Raw genomic sequence first — 18,785 nt, 5'->3', positions numbered from 1 at the left:
GTGATGCCGGATGGGGAACAGCGTCCACACACGAAGTCCCGTTCGGCGAGCCCCACGAGTGCTCCCGTCACTGCTCGCCACGCCGATGGCCGTCCTCCTTTCAGCGTCGCTCGTGTTCGGACCCACGACAGTTACCGACGACCTCCCCGTGGATCCAATCAGTCCGGATGTGGGTTGTCGTCTAACCTCCGCAGATCAAGAGATACAATAGAAAGTTCGGTAGACAATTTTGAATTAGCCTATTCCAAGATAGTCTATTCGGAAGTATTATTCCATGTCACGGTGGAGTGGGCGTATGGACCACTTCGTGAATCGAGAAGATGAACTCGCTCGGCTACACGGATGCTACGAGTCCGATGACGCAGAGATGGTCGTCGTTTTCGGTCGCCGACGCCTCGGGAAGACACAGCTCGTCCAGCACTCGCTCTCCGACTGTGACGACGTAGTCGTCTATCAGGCCACGGAGACCACCTCCCAAATACAGCTTGACGAGTTCGTCGATATCGCCTCCGAAAACTTCCCCAGCATCACGCAGATCAAACAGAACTGGGAAGCGCTACTCGGATATCTGGGGGATCAGGACGGAATCGTAGTCCTTGACGAATTCCCCTACCTCATCGACGCCGACGAGAGCCTTCCGTCCGTCATTCAGCGACTATGGGACCAGCGGCTCCAGAACACCTCGGGAACGCTGGTTCTGATCGGGTCATCGATCAGTATGATGGAAGAAGCGACGCTTCTCGGGAACAGTCCCTTATACGGACGATTCACGGAACGACTTGACCTCCGACCCCTCAACTTCGCTGCTGCACAGGAGTTCGTCCCGGACGAGTATTCGCCCGAAGAGCGGATCTTCACCTGGGGAATCTTCGGTGGCGTTCCGTACTATCTCGATGGCGTCGATCTCGGACGGGACCTCGGAACGGTTCTGGCCGAGGAAGTCCTCTCCCAGAAGGGATATCTACACAACGAACCGGAGTACGTGCTCCGCACCGAACTCACAGATCCGAACCGGTATTTTGCGATCCTCACTGCCATCGCTGCTGGAAAGACGACGTCGAACGAGATCGCTCAAGCGATAGGAATCGATGGGAAGCAGATATCGACGTACACACAGAAGTTGGAGCGTCTGCGGCTCATCGAGCGGGAGGTCCCGATCACCGAAGAGAAAGCAAAGTCGCGCCGCGGGCGCTATCGAATCCTCGATCCGCTGTTCCGGTTCTGGTTCCGTTTCGTCTACGGCAAGGAAGATCGATACGAACGACTCGGAGCAAATGCCTACGACGCAGTCATTGAGCCGGAACTTCCAGATTTCGTGAGTCACGAATTCGAGGGGCTCTGCCAAGACGCACTCCCAGGGCTCTACCCCGCAGAGACGTTCCTCGATATCGGTCGCTGGTGGTATAAGGAACACGAGGTTGACGTCGTCGGATTCACCACGGACGGAACGATGGTTGCGGGCGAATGCAAGTTCACGAACGCACCGCTTGACTACGGAGCTCTCGCCTCGCTCGAAGACCATGCCGCCGAGATTCGATGGACGCCGGACACCGATGAGAGAAACACCAAGTACGCCTTATTCACCCGAAATGGTGCGACACAGTCCGTTCAGGAAGCCGTGTCCGAGCGCGATGACCTACAACTGTTCGAGCTTGGAGATATTACGGAACACGCGTGAATTCGATAAAATTAGCGTAAGAACCCCTAGAACGCTCGTTTACGTTCTAGAGTTGTTCTCACCCGTTGCCGAACATCTGGCGCATCATCGGATGCATCTCCATCAACTGCTCTTCGGCGATCTCCTCGTACAGTTTGTACGTGATCGAAACCGCCAGTAGCAGCCCGGTTCCGGAGACGCCGCCGATGGTGCCAAGCATGTTCGCCATCACCGCCAGGAAGCCGACCAGCGCGCCGCCGATGACCGTCACCTGCGGGATGTATCGCTCCATCACCTTCTCTACGACCTGCGGGTTCCGGCGGAAGCCGGGGATCTGCATCCCGGAGTTTTGGATCTGGCGGGCCGTCGCCTCCGGCCCCATGCCGGTGGTTTCCACCCAGAAGATCGCGAAGATCGCACCGCCGATCACCATGAAGGTGAGGTCGATCGCGACCCTGGTTGCGATCATCCACGGCTCCGCGGCGGTTTCGCCGAGGAACCACATCCACTCCTCGCGGGTCTGGATCGGGTTCGTGTAGTAGAAGAACCCGGAGATCGGCTGCCCCTGATCCCCGTAGACGCCCAGCCACTCGGGCATCCCCGGCCACTGGGAGTTGAGAATCTGCCCGAAGAACTGGATGTTCGCCTGCAGCGCCCGAACGAGGATCATCGGCAGGACTGACGCGTAGATGAGTTTCACCGGGAACCGCCCGCGGGCGCCTTTCACCCGGGCGTGCGACAGTGGGATTTCGACCCGGACCGACTCCGCGTAGACGACGATTCCGAAGATGAAAAGCGTCGTGAAGATCGCGAGGATTTCGCCCGGCTCGAACAGCAGGGCGAACAGCCCCTCCGTGGTGAACGGGGAGCCGAGCGCCGTCTCTCCGAAGATAATGCCGTACCAGCTTGCAAAGAAGCCGGTGGCGCCCAGTCCCGACCAGCTGAAGAAGCCGCCGACGAGCTGCTGGCTCACGCTGGCGATGATGAACAGGCCGACGCCGGAGCCGACGCCCCACTTGCTCACGACCTCGTCCATGAACAGAATGAGGACGCCGCCGACGAACACCTGCAGGAACACCAGCGTGTCGATGACGCCGATGCTGACGCCGAGCGCCTGCGCGACGGCGGGATCCGACGGAAGGAAGTCGCCGGTAAACACCATCGGCGCTGCAGTCATCGCCGTGACGACGATGACCAGCAGCTTCTGGAGCCCCTGGTACAGCACCTGATCGCGAGGGTCGTTCGTGTCGAGCCCGAGCAGGTTGGCGCCGCCAAGCAACTGCAACACGATGGACGCGGTGACGATCGGACCGATCCCCACCTGCATCAGCGATCCGTGCTCGCCCGCCAGGATCGAACGGAACTGTCCGAAGAAGTCCGTCCCCTGGCCAGCTGCGAGCCCGAACGGGTTGATGTTGGTGAGGAAGAAGTACACGATGAGGATCACGGCGGTCCACATCAGCTTCCGCTTGAACGGGACGTGCCCCCCGGGCCGGTCGATCGAGGGCATCCGCGTCAGGACTGGTTCGGCGGCCTCCTTCCAGCTCATACGTTACGATTCGTCCGAGTCTTCGTCGGATAGGTCTTCTGATTCTGCGTCCGCAGCTTCGGCACGCTCCGAGAGGATCGCCTCACCGCCGGCTCCCTCGAGGAGCTCGACGGCGCCGGCAGTGAAGGCGTCGGCGGTGACGCGCAGTTCGTTGCGCACCTGACCGCCGCCCAGCACCTTCACGACGTCGGCGTCGTAGCCGTCCTCGGCCACGTCGCGGGCGTCGATCACATACGCGTCGCCGTCGCGTTCCGCCACCCCGTCGGCGGCGTACAGCGACGCGTCCTCGTCGAGTTTCCGAACGCGCACCTCGACGATCTCCTCCTGGACGTCGTCGGGGCGGGTGAAGCCGTGCTTGCCCAGCGGCCCGTAGTTGTGGAACTCGTGTTTGTCCCGGCCGGCCGCGCCGCGGCCGCCGCGGTTGCCGGCGCCGCGCCGATTCTTCTGTGAACCGCCGCCGTGCGTGCGAGAGCCTCGCTGGCGTTTCTTCTTGTTCGTCATCGCATCGCCTCCAGGAGGGCGTCGATCTCTTCAGTCGAGTGTCGACCCAGCTGTCCACCCTCGGCGGTCGGACGCTTCAACCCCTTGTGACCGCCCCGCGGCGGATGCAGACGGAGCGCAGGGGTGAGCCCTTGCTCGCGAAGGGTCGTCTCCTCGTCGACGAGGGCGGTCGCAAGTGCGTCCACGTCGTCGTAGTCGGTGTGTTCTGCGACCCACTCGTCGTCGATATTCGCGGTGCCCTCCTCGGGCTCGCCGCGACGTGCGAGCAGCATCGCGACAGTCTCCGCGGTCGGCTCGCCGAACGCGACGTAATCGTTCACCTTCGTGATCATCCCGCGGTAAGATTCCGTCTCTGGGACGAGCGTGGCGTGATTGACCCCGTGGAGGTTCAGCATCTCCAGGGTGTCCTGAATGTCGCCACTGATGTTCACCTCCCCGCGAAGCTGGACGATCGCCTGCATCACTCGCCCACCTCCACGTCCCGGTGGACTTCGCGAGCGTGCTGGGGCATCCGCGCCTGGGAGGCGTTCTCCAGGGCGTTGAACGTCGCCTTCGCGAGGTTCACCGTCGTCCGGGTGTTGCCGTTGGATTTCGTCCAGGCGTCCTGGACGCCAGCGAGCTCGAGGATGTTGCGCACCGTCTCGGCGCCCGCCAGTCCCAGCCCCTGCGGGGCGGGAATGATCTCGACGGTCACCGAGCCGGCCTTCCCCTCGGCCTTGCGGGTCAGGGAGTTGACGCCACCGGCCTGGTCCTCCCAGGAGCCGGAGCCGCGGTCCACCTCGATGACGTTCAGCTTCGCTACGTCGATCGCCTTCTGGATCGCCCCGCCGACCTGGTCGTCGCGGGCCTGCGCGAAGCCGAGGTAGCCGTCGCGGTTGCCCACCGCGACGACGACCCGGAACTTCACCCGGCGCCCGGAGTCGGTCATCCGCTGGACCATGTTGATGTCCAGCACCTCGTCTTCCAGCCCCGGGAGGAGCTGGTCGACGATCTCCGGCTCCTTCAGCGGGAGCCCCGTCTCGAGCGCCTGTTTCATCGACGTGACGTCGCCGTCCTGTACCTTGCGGCCGAGCCGCGTTCGCGGTTCCCAGCCTTCGTCGTTACTCATAGTCTTCCTGGATACGTGCGAGCACCTCATCGAAGTGCTCGGGTAGTTCAGTGGCGTCGAACGCCCCCGAATACAGCGGGTCGTCGAGCTGCTCGGCGTAGTCGGCGATGTGTTCGCCGCGGTTGCGCGACCAGTCGGCAAGCACGCTGTCGTTGTGGGGGATCTCGAGCCCCGCGTCGATTGCACCTTCCTGTACTGCAAACGCCTTGTTTCCGGGCGTCGCCGTGTTGAGCCCGATGTCGAGGACGGCCTCCTCGAGCCCCGCCGCCACCGCTCGGGCGCCGGCGAGATATCCCGTGAGATACGCGCTGGGATGATTGCCCGTCGGGGCTTCCCAGCCGTACGCGGAGAGTTCCTCGCTGGACGCCGCGGCGTGGGTCTCGTCGCCCTCGGGTCCGGGAGTGATCAGCTGCGCCCTGACGTGTCGGTTGCTCACCCGGGCGACCAGGCGAGGTTTGCCGGATTTCAGCAGGCGCAACCTCTGGTGGTAATCGGTCCGGACCTCGCGGCGACGCCGCATCGGTACCTTATACCGTGGTCCTGTTGCCATTAGTCTGTCACCTCTATGTCGTAGTTGTTTTCGATGAAGGCTTCGAGCCGAGCGACGTCCTCGAACTCGCCACCGCTTGCTTTGTCGTACAGTTCGCGGTACTGGCTCCGGTCGAGGGGGCCGTCGTCTCGAAGCTCCTTCAGCCGTCGTCGCTGTGCGCGGATCCGGCTGATCCAGTCTTCCTTGGAATCCTTCCGGGCGCCGGCTTTCCCCTTCCGGGAGCCGGCACCGCGGCGGTGGCCGTACGAGCGCTTCGCGTCCCGCTCTCGGGCCCGACCGCGCGAGTTCGTCTTCGCGTCTTTCGCGCGGATCGTTCCGTCTTCCACGAGATCGCGGATGTCCTCGCGAGTGATCGCGTCGGCAATCTCTCCCTGTGCCTCCGGGTCGAACCAGACGCGGCTCTCGCCGACGTCGAGGACGTCCGCTGCGAGTCGCTTCTGTGCGCCGAGATCAGTCATTGTTCCACCTCGACTTCGACGTACGTCGGGTTGAGGACGCGGATCTCGCGGTCCTCACACACTTCCTCGATTCGCTCGCGCTTGCGCGCACCGACCGAGGAGGCGATCCGTACCGCCTCCCTCTCGGAATCGACTCCCTCGAGGTCGTCGGTGTTGAACACGCGAACCTCCTCGAAGCCGGAGGGATGCAGGCCTCGGGCGGCCCTCGGCGAGCGGAAGCCCGCCTCGACGGTGTCGCCTTTGCCCTTGATCCCGCGGCGCTGCTTCGAGAGGTCCCCGCGCGGACGCCGCCACGATGTCGGCACCCGCTTTTTCTTGTGGTAGTCCTGGCGGTTGAACTGCGGTTTGCCCTCGCGGTGCTTCTGTGCGAGCGCGCGTGCAGTGTCGGCATCGAGCTCCGGCGTCTTGTCGGCGTGTCCCCGCGGGCGGAGTTCGGTTTCGACCGCCTCGTCGGGGTCTTCGTCCTCCTCCGGCTCCTCGACCTCTTCGACCTCTGCCTCGGTCTCTTCTTCGACTTCGAGACCGCCGACGTCGGCCTTGATTCGGGCGGCGAGCGCGTTTCCGATGCCGTCGATCTCCGACAGCTCGCCCTGCGAGGCGGCCTTGACGTCTTCGATCGTTTCGTAGCCGGCCTCTCGAAGCGCCTCCGCTTTCGAGGGACCGACGCCGCTTATGTCTTCGAGCTCTTCGTAATCGCTCATCTATGCACCACCCGCCTTCACCGGCTTCTCGGTGATGTACACGCCGTCCTGGAAGACGCGCGTGTCCTTGCCTTTCACTTTCGTGAGCTGTTCGATGTCCGCGGCGGTCTGTCCGACCGCTTCCTTGTCGGGACCCGAGAGGACGATTTCCTCGCCGTCGATCTGGACCTCCGTGTCGCCACGGATCGGCGTCCGGCGCGGTGCCTTCTCGCCGAGGAAGTTCTCGATGACAACCTCCTCGCCCTCCACGGAGACCTGCATCGGGAAGTGGGCGTAGAAGACTTCCATCCTGTACTCCCACCCATCGGTCACGCCGTGGATCATGTTCTCGACGTGGCTTTCGAACGTTCCGACCGTCGCGTTCGTCTTCGCGTCGGTTTCCTCCGATTCGATGACGACGGTGTCGCCTTCGACGGAGACGGTTACGTCCGGATACCACAGTCGACGGGTGACCGATCCGTTCGACCCCTCGATCGTGAGATCGAGATGATCGACAGACGCGGACACGTCGTCCGGGATCTCGATTTCTACTCGGTTCATATTAGTATACGTATGCGATCACCTGGCCACCGATGCCCCGTTCGCGGGCCTCGTAGTGGCTCATGACGCCGTGGCTCGTCGTGACGACGAGCGCCCCGTAATCGCGGGCGGGGAGGAACCGCTTTTCCCACTTTTCGAACTCGTCTGCGCCCGCAGAGTAGCGGGGTTTGACGGCGCCACATTCGTTTATCGCTCCTTTCAGTTCGACCTCGAACCGTCCGGCCTTGCCGTCGTCGACGAACTCGAATCCGTCGATGTACCCGCGGTCGTAGAGGACCTCGAGCACGGAGCCGATGACGTTCGAGGCGGGCTGTACCGTGTACTCCAGGTGGCCGACGCGCTCGGCGTTGTCGAGCCCCGAAAGCGCATTCGCCAGTGGATCGTTGCCTACCATTGTTAGCTGTACTTCTTGAATCCCATGTCTCGCGCGACCTCGCGGAAGCACTGGCGACAGAGGTTGATGTCGTACTTGCCGACCAACCCCTGCTTTCGACCGCAGCGCCGGCACTCGTGTCGCTGGCCGGTGCGTCGGGTCGCGTGCTCCCCCGCGGCATCGGCGGACTCCTCGGGTTCGGGTTCGCTTTCGCTCATTCGTTCACCTCCACGTCGAACTCCTGCTCGAGGAACGCGATCGCGTCCTCGGGCGTCAGCTGGTGGGAGCTCGGAATCGACCGCGTTTCCCAGTCGCGCTTTGCGATCCGGTAGCCCGGACGGACCAGCGTGACGGTCACGTCGAGTCCGTATATTCCGATCTGGGGATCGTACTCCTGGCTCGGGAACGCGGTGTGTTCCTCGACGCCGAAGCTCACGTTCCCGGTGTCGTCGAACTGCGACCGGGACAGCTCCGTGAACTCGAAGGCGGTATCGAGGAACTCGCGTGCCGCGTCCGCACGCAGCGTGACCTTCGTGCCGATCGGATCGCCCTCGCGGACGCCGAACTCGCCGATGGTCTGTTTGGCGGTGGTTCGGACGCTCTGTCTGCCGGTGATCTCCTCGATGATTTCCTCGGCGTGAGCGAGCGGTTCCCCGCCCTGGCCGACGCCCATGTGGACGACGACCTTCTCGATCTGCGGCTCGCGCATCTCGTGGAACTCCGCGTCCGCCTCGGCGTCGCTCATTCGTCGTCACCTCCGTCTTCGTCCGCCTCTGCATCCGGCTCGACGTCGTCCACTGCTGCGTTCTCGTCGGGCTCGTCGTCCGTGAAGTTCTCGTCGATCACGACGACGTACTCCTCGACGGTCTCGAAGGTATCCTCGCCGTTTGCGAGGCGAACTGTGTTCGAACCGGAGCCCATCGTCACTTCGATCTCCTCGACGGTTCCGATCTCGCCGGCGTGCTGCCCGTCGACGACGACCGCGAGCGCGCCCTCCTCGTACGGGAAGTGGGCCACGACGTCTTTGGTCTCGTTGTCGACGACGAGTGAATCCTTACTCGAGTACTCCGTGTCGGAGTCGACGCGGACGTTCGTGCCGTCGTGGAGCGTGAGCTGCACGTCGCCGCCGGGAACGGTGCCCTTGCGGACGACCTTCCCCAGACGGCTCTCCGCGGCGTCGGCGTCGATCGGAACGAGCGTCAGGCGGCCCCCTTCGTCGGGGAACACGCGGTAGTACTCCTCCCGCTCGTCGAACGCCAGGATGTCGAAGATCCCGACCGGTCGCCGGACGTCCGAGACCGTTCCGCCGTTGACGGAGACGGAGCCCTGTCGAAGGGCGTACCGTGCTTCTTTCTCGTTGTCGACGTAACCGAGCACGTCCCGCAGCAAAATCAGGAGTGGAACCCCCGATTCCCCGTGCGGTCCGGCGCCGGCCTTGACGGTAAACGTCGCGGTCTTCCGCTCGACCGGCCAGGAGTTCGGTACCGACAGTCGTTTCTGGTGGTTGCTCATTCGTTGTCCTCCCGGAGACGCGCCTCGCGGCGGCTGTCTTCCAGGTCCAGGGCGGTCACGCGGACGTTGCTCGTCGGGAGCGGACGGGGGACCTCCTCGCCGTCGACCTTTTCGACGGTGATGCCCTCGACGGTGATTCGGGCGTCCCTGAGGTCGACGTCGACTACTTCCCCTTCTTCTCCGGCGAAGTCGCCGCGCATGATCTCGACGGTGTCGCCCGCGTTGACGCGGACGTTCCGTTTGCCGTACTCCTCGCGGAGTTCCTCCGAGAGGGTTGCACGGACCTGTCGGTGCCGCTCGTGAAGCGGCGCGTTCTCCGTTTCGTTTCGTTGTTTGCGTGGCTGTCGCGTCATAGGTTATACGATCATCGTTGCGGTGCTCGCGATGCTCCCGAAGCGTTCGGCAACCTCGCGGGCGATCGGGCCTTTGATCTCGGTACCGCGTGGCTCTTCGAGATCGTCGATGATCACGGCCGCGTTGTCCTCGAACTTGACGCGGGTGCCGTCCGGGCGCCGGATCGGCTTGCGCTGGCGGACGACGACCGCCTCCAGCACCTGCCGGCGCATCTCCGGGGTCCCTTTGGTGACCGAGACGGTCACCTTGTCGCCGATGCCGGCCTTGGGATGCCGGTTGATACGGCCGGAGTACCCCTTGACGCTGAGCACCTTCAGCTCGCGCGCCCCGGTGTTGTCGGCACACGTGATCAGCGAGCCCTTCTCGAGGCCCTGCGTGACGTCGGCTTTCAGCGCCTCCATCACTCGTCACCTCCGAGAACCTGCACGACGACGTGCGATTTGGTCTTCGAGAGTGGTCGCGTCTCCGCGATCTTTACTTCGTCACCGACTTCGAGCGGTTCGAGCACGCCCGGCACGTGGGCCGGGATGCGCGAACGACGTTTCATGTACCGATCGTATTTCGGTACGAACACGTCGTATTCCCGCTCGACGATGACGGTCTTTTCCATGTCCGTCGAGACGACCGTCCCCTCCCGGGTCTGGCCGCGGACTGAGAGGTGCCCGAAGAACGGACACTTCTCGTAGTCGTATTCCTCCGGATTCTCTGGTTCCGGAGGGGTTGGTACGTCGAGTCCTATCGCCATGTCGAAACACCTGCGTTTTCGGTGCGTTCGGCGGGTCGTGAGAGCAGTCGTTCCCCATCCACCGTAACGTAGACCACGTCCTCGCACTCGCTCCGGGCGGAGCTCGCCGGATCCCTCGTGGATCCGGACGAACCGGACTGACGGGGGAACAACCCCGCAGTATCCGATCCGCGTTCGGACGCGGACCCCGGGGCCTTGCGGTCCCCGGCGGCTTCATCTGTGGGCTCACGGGTCGGGTCCGCCACGAGGGCGAACTCGAACGTCGTCCCCCGCTTGGGGACGACTTTCTCCCCCGAGTCGGTCGCGACGACGAGCGTCCGCATCGTCTCGCGGACGACCCGTCCCTGGATCCCGACGACGTCGGGACTGGTCGCGTCGGCCACCCGCACCGGGAGGCCGGAAAGCTCGTGTTTCGCGATCGTCTCGGGGGTAAGCATCGTTACTGGTCCTCCTCGTGGTCGCCTTCCTCTTGCTGGATCGTCTTGATCCGCGCAATCGTCCGGCGGAGTTCGCGGAGTCGGCCCGGGTTTTCCAGCTGTGCGCCTGTCGCTTGCTGGGCCCGCATGTTGAGCAGCTCGGTCTCGAGCTCTTCGAGCTCGACCTCGCGCTCGGCTGGCGTCATGTCCCGGATCTCTTCGGGGTAGAGGATCGCCATTGGTTACTCCTCCGTTCCCTCGTCTGCATCGTCGGTCGACGGCGCTTCCTCGTTGGAGTCGTCTGCATCCTCCATCTCGGCGACGAGGTCGGCCGCCTCCTGTTCGATCTCCTCGTCGAGGTCCTCGAGGTCTTCCTCGACGTCCTCGGCGGTCGGCCTCTCGGCGTCGGCGTCCCCGGCGTCGGTGCCGGCGTCCGTCTCCTCGACGACCTCCTCGACGATCTCCTCGTCGATGACCTCTTCTGGCTCCTCGTCGGGGATCTCGACGTCTTCGTCGGCGCCGACCGGTTCGGTCTCCGCGTCGGCCACGTCGGGAACCTCTTCGGGTTCCTCCTCGAGCAGGGCATCGACGCCCTCCTCTTCGATGGTCTGTTCGACCTCGGGGGCCTCGGCGTCCTCTTCGAGACGGAAGTCGTCGGGCAACTGTGCGCCCGGCGGGATGATCTTCACGGTGACGCCGATCGTCCCGAGCTTCATCACGGCGACCGACTGACCCTCGTCGACGACTTCCTGGGCGGGTTCACCGTTGTGCTTGATGTAGCCACGGTTGAACTTCTCCACGCGCGATCGTGCGCCCGTGACCTTGCCCGAGAGCACGATCTCCGCGCCCAGCGCGCCGGCGTCCATGATCCGGTCGATCGTCGTGTGACCGGCCTTCCGGAAGTACCAGCCGCGTTCGAGGGCGTTCGCCAGGCGGTCGGCGACGATCCGGGCGTTGAGGTCCGGCTCGTCGACCTCCTGGACGTCGATCTGCGGGTCGTCCATGTCGAACCGCTCTTCGAGCTCGGTCGTGATCTTCCGGATGTTCTTCCCGCCCTTGCCGATGACCATGCCGGGTTTTTCGGCCTTGAGCACGATCTGGGTGCCCATCGGCGTCTTGGCGACGTCCATGCCGCCGTAGCCAGCACGGCCCAGCTCCGAGGCGAAGAACTCGTCGATCTGGGAGCGCTGCAGTCCGTTCTCGATGAACTGGTGTTCGTCTGCCATGTCAGGCCTCCTCCTCCGTGTCGGGTTCCTCGAGGATCAGTTCGACGTCACAGAGCGTGGTGTTCCACGGCGACGCGCGCCCCATCGCCCGGGGCTTTCGGCCGGGGCGCTCCCCGACCTTGTGCGGCGCGACGTGCATGATCTCCATCTCCTCGCCGTCGAACCCCTGCTCGGTGGCGTTGTTCTTCGCGTTCTCGAGCAGTTTGAGGAAGTCCTTCGAGGCCTTCTCCGGATAGCGGCCGGCGTCCCATCCGTCGATGTTCGACCGGTGTCCGACACCGGAATTGTGCTGACGGAACGGAACGGGCTGTTCCTCGTCGATCACCGCATGGAGGTACTCCTCCGCCTCGGCGACCGTCTTGCCCTTGATCTCGCGGGCGATGGCCTTGCTGTGCTTCAGGCTGATGGGCCGGTCCCTGAGCATCGCTTTCGCGGTCGTGTCGGGGTCGGCCTCGACGCTGTAGTTGATTCCCATGGGTTATTTGAGTGGCACGAACTTCGAGGATCGGGTCGCACCGATTCCGGCCTGTCCGTGCTCGACGGACGTCCGGGTGAGCTGGAACTCGCCGAGATAGTGGCCGATCATCTCCGGCTCGACCTCGACGCGCTCGAACGACTGCCCGTTGTAGACGGCGAACGTCTTGCCGACGAACTCCGGCAGTACGGGCATGTCGCGCAGGTGGGTTCGGATCGGCTCGCTCGCCGTTCCCTCGGCGTCGCGTTGACGCGCTTTCTCGAGCAGCTTCCGGTGCTCGGTCCCCAGTCCTCGGGTGATAGTTCGCCGCTGGCGTGCGGGAAGCAGTTCCGCGACCTCCTCGACGCTCATCTCCTGCAACTCGTCGAGCGTGTGACCGCGGTAGGTGAACTCACCTTCGCGGCCGGTTCGGTAATCGGAGCTCATTTGTTCTTCCCTCGTCCGGTTCGCTTCGATGCGATGTCGCCGACCTTCCGTCCCGGCGGGGCGTCCCGCGAGACCGACTTCGGTCGGCCGGGGTGCTGGCGACCGCCGCCACCGAACGGGTGGTCGACGGCGTTCATCGCGACCCCGCGAACGCGCGGGTACTTCGTCCCGCGCGATTTGAGCTTGTGGTGCTTCTTTCCGGCCTTTACGAACGGCTTTTCGGTCCGGCCGCCCCCGGCGACCACGCCGATCGTGGCGCGGCAGTCGGGGCTGAGCCGCTTGACCTCGCCGCTTGGCAACTGGACGACAGCGACGTCGCGGTCGTGGGTCAGAAGCTGCGCCGAGACGCCCGACGCCCGAGCGAACTTGCCGCCGTCGCCGGGGTGGCTCTCGACGTTGCAGACGGGGACCCCTTCCGGGATCTCCGACAGTGGGAGCGTGTTGCCGGGTTTTATCTCGGCGCTCACGCCTACCTGTAACGTCTCGCCCACGCGAACGCCCTCGGGTGCGAGCACGAGGCGGCGGTCGCCGTCCTCGAACTCCACGTCCGCGAGGGGTGCGCTCCGGGCGGGATCGTGTTCGATGCCCACGATCTCCCCGGAGACGGTCTCGTCGTCCTCGTCGGTCTTGTGTGAAAGCTCCGCCTTGTAACGGTGCGACGGCGCCCGGAACGTGGGACCGCCACGACCGCGTCGTTGTCCCTGGATTCTGCGTCCCATGATCAGAACACCCCGATCCGGGAGGCGATCTCGGTCGCGTCGTCGTCCTCCGACAGCGTGACCGTCGCCTTCTTCCGGCCTTGCGGTGTTATCTGCGTGTTCACGTCGACGATGCGAACCTCGAACTGTGCCTCGATGGCGTCGCGGATCTCCGGCTTCGCAGCGTCGATGTCGACGACGAACTGGAGCTTGTTCTCGAAGTCCATCTCGTTCATCGCCTTCTCGGTGACCAGCGGGTGTTTGATTACCTGCGTCATCGCTGAGCCACCTCTTCGAGTGCGCTTTCGGTGTAGATCGTCAGGCGTCCGGGATGAGTACCGGGCGCGAGATCCTCCGCGCTCACTTCCCGGGCGGTCGCGACGTCGGCACCCGCGAGGTTCCGGGCTGCACGCGACGGCTCCTCGCTGGTGACGAACAGGATCGACGACGGGCGCGTCGTCTTGCGGCCGCGGGTCTTGCCCCGACCGGCACGGACGCGCTTGCCGTCGTCGGCGCGAGCGATGTCGGCGTGGACGCCGAGCGCCTCCAGCACGTCGACGACCTCCTGCGTCTTCACGAGTTCCTCGAACTCGTCCGTGACGACCAGCGGGAGTTCGACGTCGTCGCCGAACTCGTGGCCGCGCTCGCGAACGAGTTCGGGATCCGCCGTTGCGGCGAGCGCCGAGCGGTTGGCAAGCTTGCGCTCCTTCGCGTTGATTCCTTTGCCCTGATCCTTCTCGGCCTTCGGCGGGTGCGCCCTGCGACCGCCGACCGTGTTCGGAACGCGCCGTCCGCGCCCGTTCGATCGGGGGACGTGCGCCATCCCGCGGCCGGAGCCGGGCGACTCCGCCGGGGTTCGCATCCCGGCGAGGTCGTCGGCGCCGTAGGCCTGTTTCCGGTTCGCCTGCGCGGCGACGACGGCCCGCCGGATGAGGTCCGGCCGGTGCGGCGTCTCGAAGACGTCGGGCAGTTCGATCGTGCCCGCGTCGTCGCCGTCCAGGTCTCGTACTGTTGCTTCCATGTTATGTCACCCCTGATTCGACGCGGTCGAGACGTACCGCACCTCGGGGTCGAGGCGCGGCTGGTCGTTCGGCCGGATGGCCGGGCGGAACCGCAGCAGCCGCTTGTTCGGTCCGGGCAGTGAGCCCTTCACCAGCGCGTACGGGCCGTCGACCTCGCCGTAGTTGACGAAGCCGCCCTCGGGCGTCGCATCGCCGTCCTCGCCGACGGAGATGAGCCGCTTGTTCAGTTCTGTGCGCTGGTGGTAACCGGTCTGTCCCTGCTGGGGAACGGTCGAACGCACGCGGGAGGGGTTCCACGGACCGAGGTTGCCGATCCGGCGCCGCCATCCCTGGCGGGCGTGTTTGCCCTTCCGCTTTTGAACGCCCCACCGCTTTACGGGGCCTTGCGTTCCTTTCCCCTTCGTGACGCCCGAAGCGTCGAGGTACTCTCCCTCGCGGAACACGTCCGTGAAGTCGTGTTCCCCGCCGTCTTCGAGCAATCCGAGCGCGAAGTCGGCGCGCTCCTCGAGGGAGCCGCCGCCGACGCGCGTCTCCATGACGTCCGGCTTCTTCTTGGGGACGTTCGCGAGGTCCGAGGGAACGGTGTGGGTGATCATCCGGAGATCGTCGACGCTGCCCTCCGCGAGCAGCTCCCGCAGCGCCTCGGCGTCCTCGTCGAACGTGTCTTCCGCCGGGAGATCGAGCGTCCGGTCGAGTTCCTCGTGGAACTCGCTGGCCCAGACTTCGGTCACCGGCTTCTTTCCGTACGGCGTCTCTTCGTAGGCCCGCACTGCGACGGCCCGCATCGGTGGGGTCTCGACGACCGTCACCGGAACGGACTGCTCCATCCCCTCTCGCGGGGAGTTGGCCTCGTCGTTGATCATCACGACGTGGGTCATCCCGGCCTTGTAGCCGGCGAAGCCCTGCAGGGCAGGTGAGCCGTCGTCGTCGGGCCACGAGCGGATGCGCGGCACTTCAGAGACCGCACGCTTCCGCGGGCTGAAGCCCAGCGAGCCTTTGCGTGGTCTGTTTGGTTGTGGCATGTGTTCACTCCGTGAGTGTGAGCTGTGCGAGGGTGGCGAACAGTGCTTCCTCCGTCCGCACGACCTCGCTCGCCTGTCGTGGGATCGTGTTCGACCAGAGGTCGAACCCACGGCCGGGTTCGACTGTCCCCTCGACGGTGCGATCCACACCGGAGTCCGCCTCCGGGGGGATCTCGTCGGGGGTGATCCCGAGTATTTCCGGAAGCCCGCGCCCGGGCGAGCCGAAGGCGACGGTGAACCCGTCTTGGAGCTTCGGCGCGAGCGTCGCCAGCCGCGAGATGGTCGTCGGTCGACCGTGTCTCGAGGTGGCGATCCGCGGCTTCGGCCCGCGGGCGAGTGCTTCCGACAGGTCCGTGGAAACCACCTGAAAGCCCACCTCGGGCTTTTCGGTGATCCGGGCACGGACCGGCTCTCTCGAATCGATTCTGATGGTGACGCGCTCTCCCTCCTCGAGTTCCATTCCGGTGGGAACGAGGAGCGAGATCGGGTGTTGCAGTTCGCAATTGACCCGAACGCGACCTTCAGGTCCGACCTCAGTCACGATTCCCTGTGTTGACGACTCGGATCCGTTCGGATCCGAGCCGGCCTCCGACGGAAGCCGAAGCGGCGGGAGTACGCCGGCGTACTGCAACTCGTCGCGTTGTCCCCAGAGATCCGTTCGGAGTTCCGGGGGCGTCGCGGCGTACCGCAGCACGGTTTCGACGAACTCGCCACCGAGGTGGCGTTCGCCTTCCCGGTCCGGGAAGACGACCAGCCTTCTCGCCCCGTACACCGCCGCCGCGCGGGCGACGGTGCCGAGTTTGCGAGTCGCCTCGCGTTTGTCCTCGGCTTCGCGGACGAGCGAGGACGGCACCAGGATGTGGATACCGTCCATGGCTTCCGTCACGAGACTGTACAGGTCTTACCGAACCAGGCCCTAAAAGGATAGCGAAACCGTTCCGGCCTGAAAAGGGTTCACACGCCCCGAAAAAGCGGTTTTCGAGTTCGAAACAGTCCGCGTTTCGTGAAATTATCGGGGAGTGGTAACACTGCTCAAGGGTATCCGGATGGTGGACGCCGAATACACTGATAGCCAGGTCTCCTCGAAGGAGACTTATAAATACCGGACGAATCCGGCCAAATAGCCTTAAAAACGATCCTGCTCGATCGCGCGTCGCGCCCGAACGATGACTTGACTTCATCCCCGCGGTGAACCGCGAGGCTTTCGCCTCGTCTTTCCGTAAGCGCTCGACCGCCGAAAACGTGCGAACGTACCCCACGCCGCATAGCGATTCGGTCCTGTTTTCGGAAGCCTTAAGAGGACGCTTCCAGTTACTTTCGGATGCGAAGAAGCGCGGTGCGCGCTGGTAGTGTAGTGGTATCACGTGACCTTGCCATGGTCGCAACCGGGGTTCAAATCCCCGCCAGCGCACTTCTGTCGAACACAATACTGCGAGCGACCCGCAGGTGTCGCTCGCACAACGTGTTCGACGAATGCCTTTATGAGGGGATTTGAACCCGGAGAGTCGCAGCCCGCGCAGCGAACGAAGTGAGCGAGCAGGAACGTCTCTACTCGGTTCAAATCCCCGCCAGCGCACTTCTCTCGATCACAATACTGCGAGCGACCCGCAGGTGTCGCGAGCAACCCGTGATCGAATGAAACCGGTTTCTCGGAAGACGCGGGTTATTACGCAAGGTTATTCTTCGTACGGCGGCGAGTGTGACTGAACGACCTCGGAAATCAGGCCCAGTTCACCCCCGATCAGCACGAGGACGTCGTCGATCGTGAAGATTCCCACGAGATCGCCGTCCTCGGTGATCGGGATCCGACGGACCCCCGCTTCGCGGGCAGTTTGTAACCCCTCATAGATCGTCGCGTTGCTCTCGACGGTGACTGGATCGGTCGTCATGACGTCGGCGACTGTCGCCGCCCGCAGGTCGTCGAACTCCCAGATCCCAATACCGACGTCCCGATCGGTCACAATTCCCACCGGTTCGTCGCCCTCCGTGACCACCACGCTGCCGATGTGTCTGTCCCGCATCGTCGTTGCGACTTCCTCGACCGAGGCATCCGGCGATACCGTTACCACGTCAGTTCGGGCGATGTATTGGACGGTCATGTGTCTGTATTTCGAGTAGTTTCACGCAATATGTCAAAAAACGGTCGGAGATTCCCGTCGAGCGGAACCGCTACCGTTCCTCGAGCGGAACGAACTCCTGGCTCGTCGGGCCGTCGTATCGCGCACGCGGGCGAATGAGTCGGTTGTCCTCCACGTATTCGAGGATGTGGGCCATCCAGCCGCCGACCCGGCTCATCGCGAAAATCGGCGTATACAGGTCGATCGGAATACCGAGCTGGTAGTAGACCGACCCCGAGTAGAAGTCGACGTTCGGCGCAATGTTCTTCTCGGGCAACCCGATCTCTTCAGTGAGGTAGCGCTCGATCGAGGTGGTGTAGTCGTGCCATTTCGTCTCACCGGTCGATTCCGCCAGCAGCGCGCTTCGCTCTTCGAGGATCTTCGCGCGGGGATCCTTGACGTTGTACACGCGGTGGCCCCAGCCGGGGACCCGACCGCCCTCATCGAGCGTCTCTTCGACCCACTCGATCGGATCGAGGCCGCTCTCGTCGACGTCCATGAGAGTGTACATCACGTCCTGGTTGGCCCCGCCGTGCCAGTGTCCCGCGAGCGCGCCGATCCCGCCGGTGATCGCGTTGTAGACGTCCGCGTACGTGCTGACGATCACCAGCGTCGTGAACGTCGAGGCGTTCAGCCCGTGGTCGGCATGCAGCGTCAGCGCCATGTCGAACGTCTCGGCTGCAATCTCGTCGGGTTTCTCGCCGGTCAGCATATACAGGAAGTTCTCGGCGTGGCCGAGATCTGTTCGCGGTTCGATCGGCTTTTCGCCGCGCCGGTAGCGATCGAACGCCGCCAGGACAGTCGGGATCTTGGCGGTGATCCGCCGGCCGTCCCGGGCCATCGCCGCACTGTCCTCGGGCTCGGCGTCGGGTTCCGGATCGTACGCCGACAGCATCGACACCCCCGTCCGGAGGGCAGCCATCGGATCCTCGTCCTGATGGGCGAGTTCAGCCACGAGCTCCAGCACGCCGTCGTCGACCTGCCGCTCCTGTGCCATCGGCTCGACGAACGCCTCGAGTTCGTCGCGGTCGGGGAGTTCCCCGTGCCACAGCAGGTGAAGCACCTCCTCGAAACTCGCTCCCGTCGCGAGGTCTTCGATCTCGTAACCCCGGTATATGAGTCGGCCGGCGTCGCCGTCGATGTCGCTCAACTCGGAGCGGTCGACGACCACGCCTTCGAGTCCACGGTTCAGTTCCGGTCGCGTGACTTCTTGCAGGAGCTCGACCATACGTCAATATTTGTAGACACACATGAAAATTCATGCTACTTTTCTCGCCGCGTCGAAGCGGTGGTCGATCGGGGCAGACGACTGACCGCCGACGTCCGTACAAGACT

General features: G+C 64.2%; 28 protein-coding genes and 1 tRNA gene. 2 read left to right on the top strand and 27 right to left on the bottom strand.

Annotated features, from left to right (window positions below):
• Nucleotides 1–295 precede the first annotated feature (295 nt).
• Complete coding sequence (locus RH858_RS09140) at nt 296–1,678, top strand: ATP-binding protein (protein WP_310561650.1); 1,383 nt, start codon at nt 296–298, stop codon at nt 1,676–1,678.
• Between the two features lie 58 nt (nt 1,679–1,736).
• Here RH858_RS09140 and secY read toward each other — a convergent pair whose 3' ends face one another.
• The 25 genes from secY to RH858_RS09015 are packed head-to-tail and all read right to left on the bottom strand — an operon-like array spanning nt 1,737 to nt 16,207.
• Nucleotides 1,737–3,206 carry a preprotein translocase subunit SecY gene (secY, locus tag RH858_RS09135; protein ID WP_310561649.1) on the bottom strand — a complete coding sequence of 490 codons (1,470 nt, stop codon included), beginning with the start codon at nt 3,204–3,206 and terminating at the stop codon, nt 1,737–1,739.
• Between the two features lie 3 nt (nt 3,207–3,209).
• Nucleotides 3,210–3,707, bottom strand: coding sequence for an uL15m family ribosomal protein (locus tag RH858_RS09130; RefSeq protein WP_259533889.1), 498 nt, complete (start codon nt 3,705–3,707; stop codon nt 3,210–3,212).
• A complete protein-coding gene (gene rpmD, locus RH858_RS09125; protein WP_310561648.1) occupies nt 3,704–4,168 on the bottom strand; it encodes a 50S ribosomal protein L30 in 465 nt (154 codons plus the stop codon). Before rpmD ends, RH858_RS09130 begins: the two co-directional genes overlap by 4 nt.
• Nucleotides 4,168–4,815 carry a 30S ribosomal protein S5 gene (locus RH858_RS09120; RefSeq protein ID WP_259533891.1) on the bottom strand — a complete coding sequence of 216 codons (648 nt, stop codon included), beginning with the start codon at nt 4,813–4,815 and terminating at the stop codon, nt 4,168–4,170. Before RH858_RS09120 ends, rpmD begins: the two co-directional genes overlap by 1 nt.
• The gene (locus RH858_RS09115) at nt 4,808–5,365 is read right to left on the bottom strand and encodes a 50S ribosomal protein L18 (RefSeq protein WP_259533892.1); all 558 of its coding nucleotides are present in this window, start codon (nt 5,363–5,365) and stop codon (nt 4,808–4,810) included. Before RH858_RS09115 ends, RH858_RS09120 begins: the two co-directional genes overlap by 8 nt.
• The gene (locus RH858_RS09110) at nt 5,365–5,823 is read right to left on the bottom strand and encodes a 50S ribosomal protein L19e (protein WP_310561647.1); all 459 of its coding nucleotides are present in this window, start codon (nt 5,821–5,823) and stop codon (nt 5,365–5,367) included. Before RH858_RS09110 ends, RH858_RS09115 begins: the two co-directional genes overlap by 1 nt.
• Nucleotides 5,820–6,524, bottom strand: coding sequence for a 50S ribosomal protein L32e (locus RH858_RS09105; protein ID WP_310561646.1), 705 nt, complete (start codon nt 6,522–6,524; stop codon nt 5,820–5,822). The genes RH858_RS09110 and RH858_RS09105 overlap by 4 nt, the downstream gene beginning before the upstream one ends.
• The gene (locus RH858_RS09100) at nt 6,525–7,064 is read right to left on the bottom strand and encodes a 50S ribosomal protein L6 (protein ID WP_259533895.1); all 540 of its coding nucleotides are present in this window, start codon (nt 7,062–7,064) and stop codon (nt 6,525–6,527) included.
• A gap of 1 nt (nt 7,065) precedes the next feature.
• Nucleotides 7,066–7,458: a 30S ribosomal protein S8 gene (locus RH858_RS09095; protein WP_259533896.1), complete on the bottom strand. Its 393-nt coding sequence runs from the start codon at nt 7,456–7,458 to the stop codon at nt 7,066–7,068.
• Between the two features lie 2 nt (nt 7,459–7,460).
• A complete protein-coding gene (locus RH858_RS09090) occupies nt 7,461–7,655 on the bottom strand; it encodes a 30S ribosomal protein S14 (protein ID WP_259533897.1) in 195 nt (64 codons plus the stop codon).
• The gene (locus RH858_RS09085) at nt 7,652–8,182 is read right to left on the bottom strand and encodes a 50S ribosomal protein L5 (RefSeq protein ID WP_259533898.1); all 531 of its coding nucleotides are present in this window, start codon (nt 8,180–8,182) and stop codon (nt 7,652–7,654) included. Before RH858_RS09085 ends, RH858_RS09090 begins: the two co-directional genes overlap by 4 nt.
• Entirely contained in the window at nt 8,179–8,949 is a 771-nt protein-coding gene (locus RH858_RS09080) for a 30S ribosomal protein S4e (protein WP_259533899.1), read from the bottom strand. The genes RH858_RS09085 and RH858_RS09080 overlap by 4 nt, the downstream gene beginning before the upstream one ends.
• Nucleotides 8,946–9,302 (bottom strand): 50S ribosomal protein L24, encoded by a 357-nt coding sequence (gene rplX, locus RH858_RS09075; protein WP_259533900.1) that lies wholly within the window; start codon nt 9,300–9,302, stop codon nt 8,946–8,948. Before rplX ends, RH858_RS09080 begins: the two co-directional genes overlap by 4 nt.
• A 3-nt stretch (nt 9,303–9,305) precedes the next feature.
• Complete coding sequence (locus RH858_RS09070) at nt 9,306–9,704, bottom strand: 50S ribosomal protein L14 (protein WP_259533901.1); 399 nt, start codon at nt 9,702–9,704, stop codon at nt 9,306–9,308.
• Nucleotides 9,704–10,048: a 30S ribosomal protein S17 gene (locus RH858_RS09065; protein WP_259533902.1), complete on the bottom strand. Its 345-nt coding sequence runs from the start codon at nt 10,046–10,048 to the stop codon at nt 9,704–9,706. Before RH858_RS09065 ends, RH858_RS09070 begins: the two co-directional genes overlap by 1 nt.
• Entirely contained in the window at nt 10,039–10,485 is a 447-nt protein-coding gene (locus RH858_RS09060) for a ribonuclease P protein component 1 (protein WP_259533903.1), read from the bottom strand. The genes RH858_RS09065 and RH858_RS09060 overlap by 10 nt, the downstream gene beginning before the upstream one ends.
• Before the next feature lie 2 nt (nt 10,486–10,487).
• On the bottom strand, nt 10,488–10,703 hold the full coding sequence (gene rpmC, locus RH858_RS09055; RefSeq protein ID WP_259533904.1) for a 50S ribosomal protein L29: 216 nt from the start codon (nt 10,701–10,703) through the stop codon (nt 10,488–10,490).
• Between the two features lie 3 nt (nt 10,704–10,706).
• Nucleotides 10,707–11,690: a 30S ribosomal protein S3 gene (locus RH858_RS09050; protein WP_259533905.1), complete on the bottom strand. Its 984-nt coding sequence runs from the start codon at nt 11,688–11,690 to the stop codon at nt 10,707–10,709.
• 1 nt (nt 11,691) lies between these two features.
• A complete protein-coding gene (locus RH858_RS09045) occupies nt 11,692–12,165 on the bottom strand; it encodes a 50S ribosomal protein L22 (protein WP_259533906.1) in 474 nt (157 codons plus the stop codon).
• A gap of 3 nt (nt 12,166–12,168) precedes the next feature.
• Nucleotides 12,169–12,591, bottom strand: coding sequence for a 30S ribosomal protein S19 (locus RH858_RS09040; RefSeq protein ID WP_310561645.1), 423 nt, complete (start codon nt 12,589–12,591; stop codon nt 12,169–12,171).
• Complete coding sequence (locus RH858_RS09035; RefSeq protein WP_259533908.1) at nt 12,588–13,310, bottom strand: 50S ribosomal protein L2; 723 nt, start codon at nt 13,308–13,310, stop codon at nt 12,588–12,590. Before RH858_RS09035 ends, RH858_RS09040 begins: the two co-directional genes overlap by 4 nt.
• A 2-nt stretch (nt 13,311–13,312) precedes the next feature.
• Nucleotides 13,313–13,567 carry a 50S ribosomal protein L23 gene (locus RH858_RS09030; protein ID WP_259533909.1) on the bottom strand — a complete coding sequence of 85 codons (255 nt, stop codon included), beginning with the start codon at nt 13,565–13,567 and terminating at the stop codon, nt 13,313–13,315.
• Entirely contained in the window at nt 13,564–14,310 is a 747-nt protein-coding gene (gene rpl4p / locus RH858_RS09025) for a 50S ribosomal protein L4 (RefSeq protein WP_259533910.1), read from the bottom strand. The genes RH858_RS09030 and rpl4p overlap by 4 nt, the downstream gene beginning before the upstream one ends.
• 6 nt (nt 14,311–14,316) lie before the next feature.
• Nucleotides 14,317–15,333: a 50S ribosomal protein L3 gene (locus RH858_RS09020; RefSeq protein WP_259533911.1), complete on the bottom strand. Its 1,017-nt coding sequence runs from the start codon at nt 15,331–15,333 to the stop codon at nt 14,317–14,319.
• 4 nt (nt 15,334–15,337) lie between these two features.
• A complete protein-coding gene (locus tag RH858_RS09015) occupies nt 15,338–16,207 on the bottom strand; it encodes an RNA methyltransferase (protein WP_259533912.1) in 870 nt (289 codons plus the stop codon).
• A gap of 466 nt (nt 16,208–16,673) precedes the next feature.
• On the opposite strand from RH858_RS09015, the gene RH858_RS09010 reads away from it, so the two are divergent.
• A tRNA-Gly gene (locus tag RH858_RS09010) sits at nt 16,674–16,744 on the top strand.
• Between the two features lie 265 nt (nt 16,745–17,009).
• On the opposite strand, the gene RH858_RS09005 is transcribed toward RH858_RS09010, so the two are convergent.
• Nucleotides 17,010–17,432: a CBS domain-containing protein gene (locus RH858_RS09005; protein WP_310561644.1), complete on the bottom strand. Its 423-nt coding sequence runs from the start codon at nt 17,430–17,432 to the stop codon at nt 17,010–17,012.
• A gap of 70 nt (nt 17,433–17,502) precedes the next feature.
• Nucleotides 17,503–18,678: a citrate synthase gene (gene citZ, locus RH858_RS09000; protein ID WP_310561643.1), complete on the bottom strand. Its 1,176-nt coding sequence runs from the start codon at nt 18,676–18,678 to the stop codon at nt 17,503–17,505.
• Nucleotides 18,679–18,785 lie beyond the last annotated feature (107 nt).

It is taken from the genome of Halalkaliarchaeum sp. AArc-GB (assembly GCF_031432225.1).
Classification (GTDB): Archaea; Halobacteriota; Halobacteria; order Halobacteriales; family Haloferacaceae; genus Halalkaliarchaeum.
This window is presented reverse-complemented; position numbering and strand designations above follow the sequence as displayed.

Coding starts and splice junctions, on each gene's coding strand:
- RH858_RS09140 (WP_310561650.1), top strand. CDS start 296: ATGGACCACTTCGTGAATCGAGAAGATGAACTCGCTCGGCTACACGGA.
- secY (WP_310561649.1), bottom strand. CDS start 3,206: ATGAGCTGGAAGGAGGCCGCCGAACCAGTCCTGACGCGGATGCCCTCG.
- RH858_RS09130 (WP_259533889.1), bottom strand. CDS start 3,707: ATGACGAACAAGAAGAAACGCCAGCGAGGCTCTCGCACGCACGGCGGC.
- rpmD (WP_310561648.1), bottom strand. CDS start 4,168: ATGCAGGCGATCGTCCAGCTTCGCGGGGAGGTGAACATCAGTGGCGAC.
- RH858_RS09120 (WP_259533891.1), bottom strand. CDS start 4,815: ATGAGTAACGACGAAGGCTGGGAACCGCGAACGCGGCTCGGCCGCAAG.
- RH858_RS09115 (WP_259533892.1), bottom strand. CDS start 5,365: ATGGCAACAGGACCACGGTATAAGGTACCGATGCGGCGTCGCCGCGAG.
- RH858_RS09110 (WP_310561647.1), bottom strand. CDS start 5,823: ATGACTGATCTCGGCGCACAGAAGCGACTCGCAGCGGACGTCCTCGAC.
- RH858_RS09105 (WP_310561646.1), bottom strand. CDS start 6,524: ATGAGCGATTACGAAGAGCTCGAAGACATAAGCGGCGTCGGTCCCTCG.
- RH858_RS09100 (WP_259533895.1), bottom strand. CDS start 7,064: ATGAACCGAGTAGAAATCGAGATCCCGGACGACGTGTCCGCGTCTGTC.
- RH858_RS09095 (WP_259533896.1), bottom strand. CDS start 7,458: ATGGTAGGCAACGATCCACTGGCGAATGCGCTTTCGGGGCTCGACAAC.
- RH858_RS09090 (WP_259533897.1), bottom strand. CDS start 7,655: ATGAGCGAAAGCGAACCCGAACCCGAGGAGTCCGCCGATGCCGCGGGG.
- RH858_RS09085 (WP_259533898.1), bottom strand. CDS start 8,182: ATGAGCGACGCCGAGGCGGACGCGGAGTTCCACGAGATGCGCGAGCCG.
- RH858_RS09080 (WP_259533899.1), bottom strand. CDS start 8,949: ATGAGCAACCACCAGAAACGACTGTCGGTACCGAACTCCTGGCCGGTC.
- rplX (WP_259533900.1), bottom strand. CDS start 9,302: ATGACGCGACAGCCACGCAAACAACGAAACGAAACGGAGAACGCGCCG.
- RH858_RS09070 (WP_259533901.1), bottom strand. CDS start 9,704: ATGGAGGCGCTGAAAGCCGACGTCACGCAGGGCCTCGAGAAGGGCTCG.
- RH858_RS09065 (WP_259533902.1), bottom strand. CDS start 10,048: ATGGCGATAGGACTCGACGTACCAACCCCTCCGGAACCAGAGAATCCG.
- RH858_RS09060 (WP_259533903.1), bottom strand. CDS start 10,485: ATGCTTACCCCCGAGACGATCGCGAAACACGAGCTTTCCGGCCTCCCG.
- rpmC (WP_259533904.1), bottom strand. CDS start 10,703: ATGGCGATCCTCTACCCCGAAGAGATCCGGGACATGACGCCAGCCGAG.
- RH858_RS09050 (WP_259533905.1), bottom strand. CDS start 11,690: ATGGCAGACGAACACCAGTTCATCGAGAACGGACTGCAGCGCTCCCAG.
- RH858_RS09045 (WP_259533906.1), bottom strand. CDS start 12,165: ATGGGAATCAACTACAGCGTCGAGGCCGACCCCGACACGACCGCGAAA.
- RH858_RS09040 (WP_310561645.1), bottom strand. CDS start 12,591: ATGAGCTCCGATTACCGAACCGGCCGCGAAGGTGAGTTCACCTACCGC.
- RH858_RS09035 (WP_259533908.1), bottom strand. CDS start 13,310: ATGGGACGCAGAATCCAGGGACAACGACGCGGTCGTGGCGGTCCCACG.
- RH858_RS09030 (WP_259533909.1), bottom strand. CDS start 13,567: ATGACGCAGGTAATCAAACACCCGCTGGTCACCGAGAAGGCGATGAAC.
- rpl4p (WP_259533910.1), bottom strand. CDS start 14,310: ATGGAAGCAACAGTACGAGACCTGGACGGCGACGACGCGGGCACGATC.
- RH858_RS09020 (WP_259533911.1), bottom strand. CDS start 15,333: ATGCCACAACCAAACAGACCACGCAAAGGCTCGCTGGGCTTCAGCCCG.
- RH858_RS09015 (WP_259533912.1), bottom strand. CDS start 16,207: ATGGACGGTATCCACATCCTGGTGCCGTCCTCGCTCGTCCGCGAAGCC.
- RH858_RS09005 (WP_310561644.1), bottom strand. CDS start 17,432: ATGACCGTCCAATACATCGCCCGAACTGACGTGGTAACGGTATCGCCG.
- citZ (WP_310561643.1), bottom strand. CDS start 18,678: ATGGTCGAGCTCCTGCAAGAAGTCACGCGACCGGAACTGAACCGTGGA.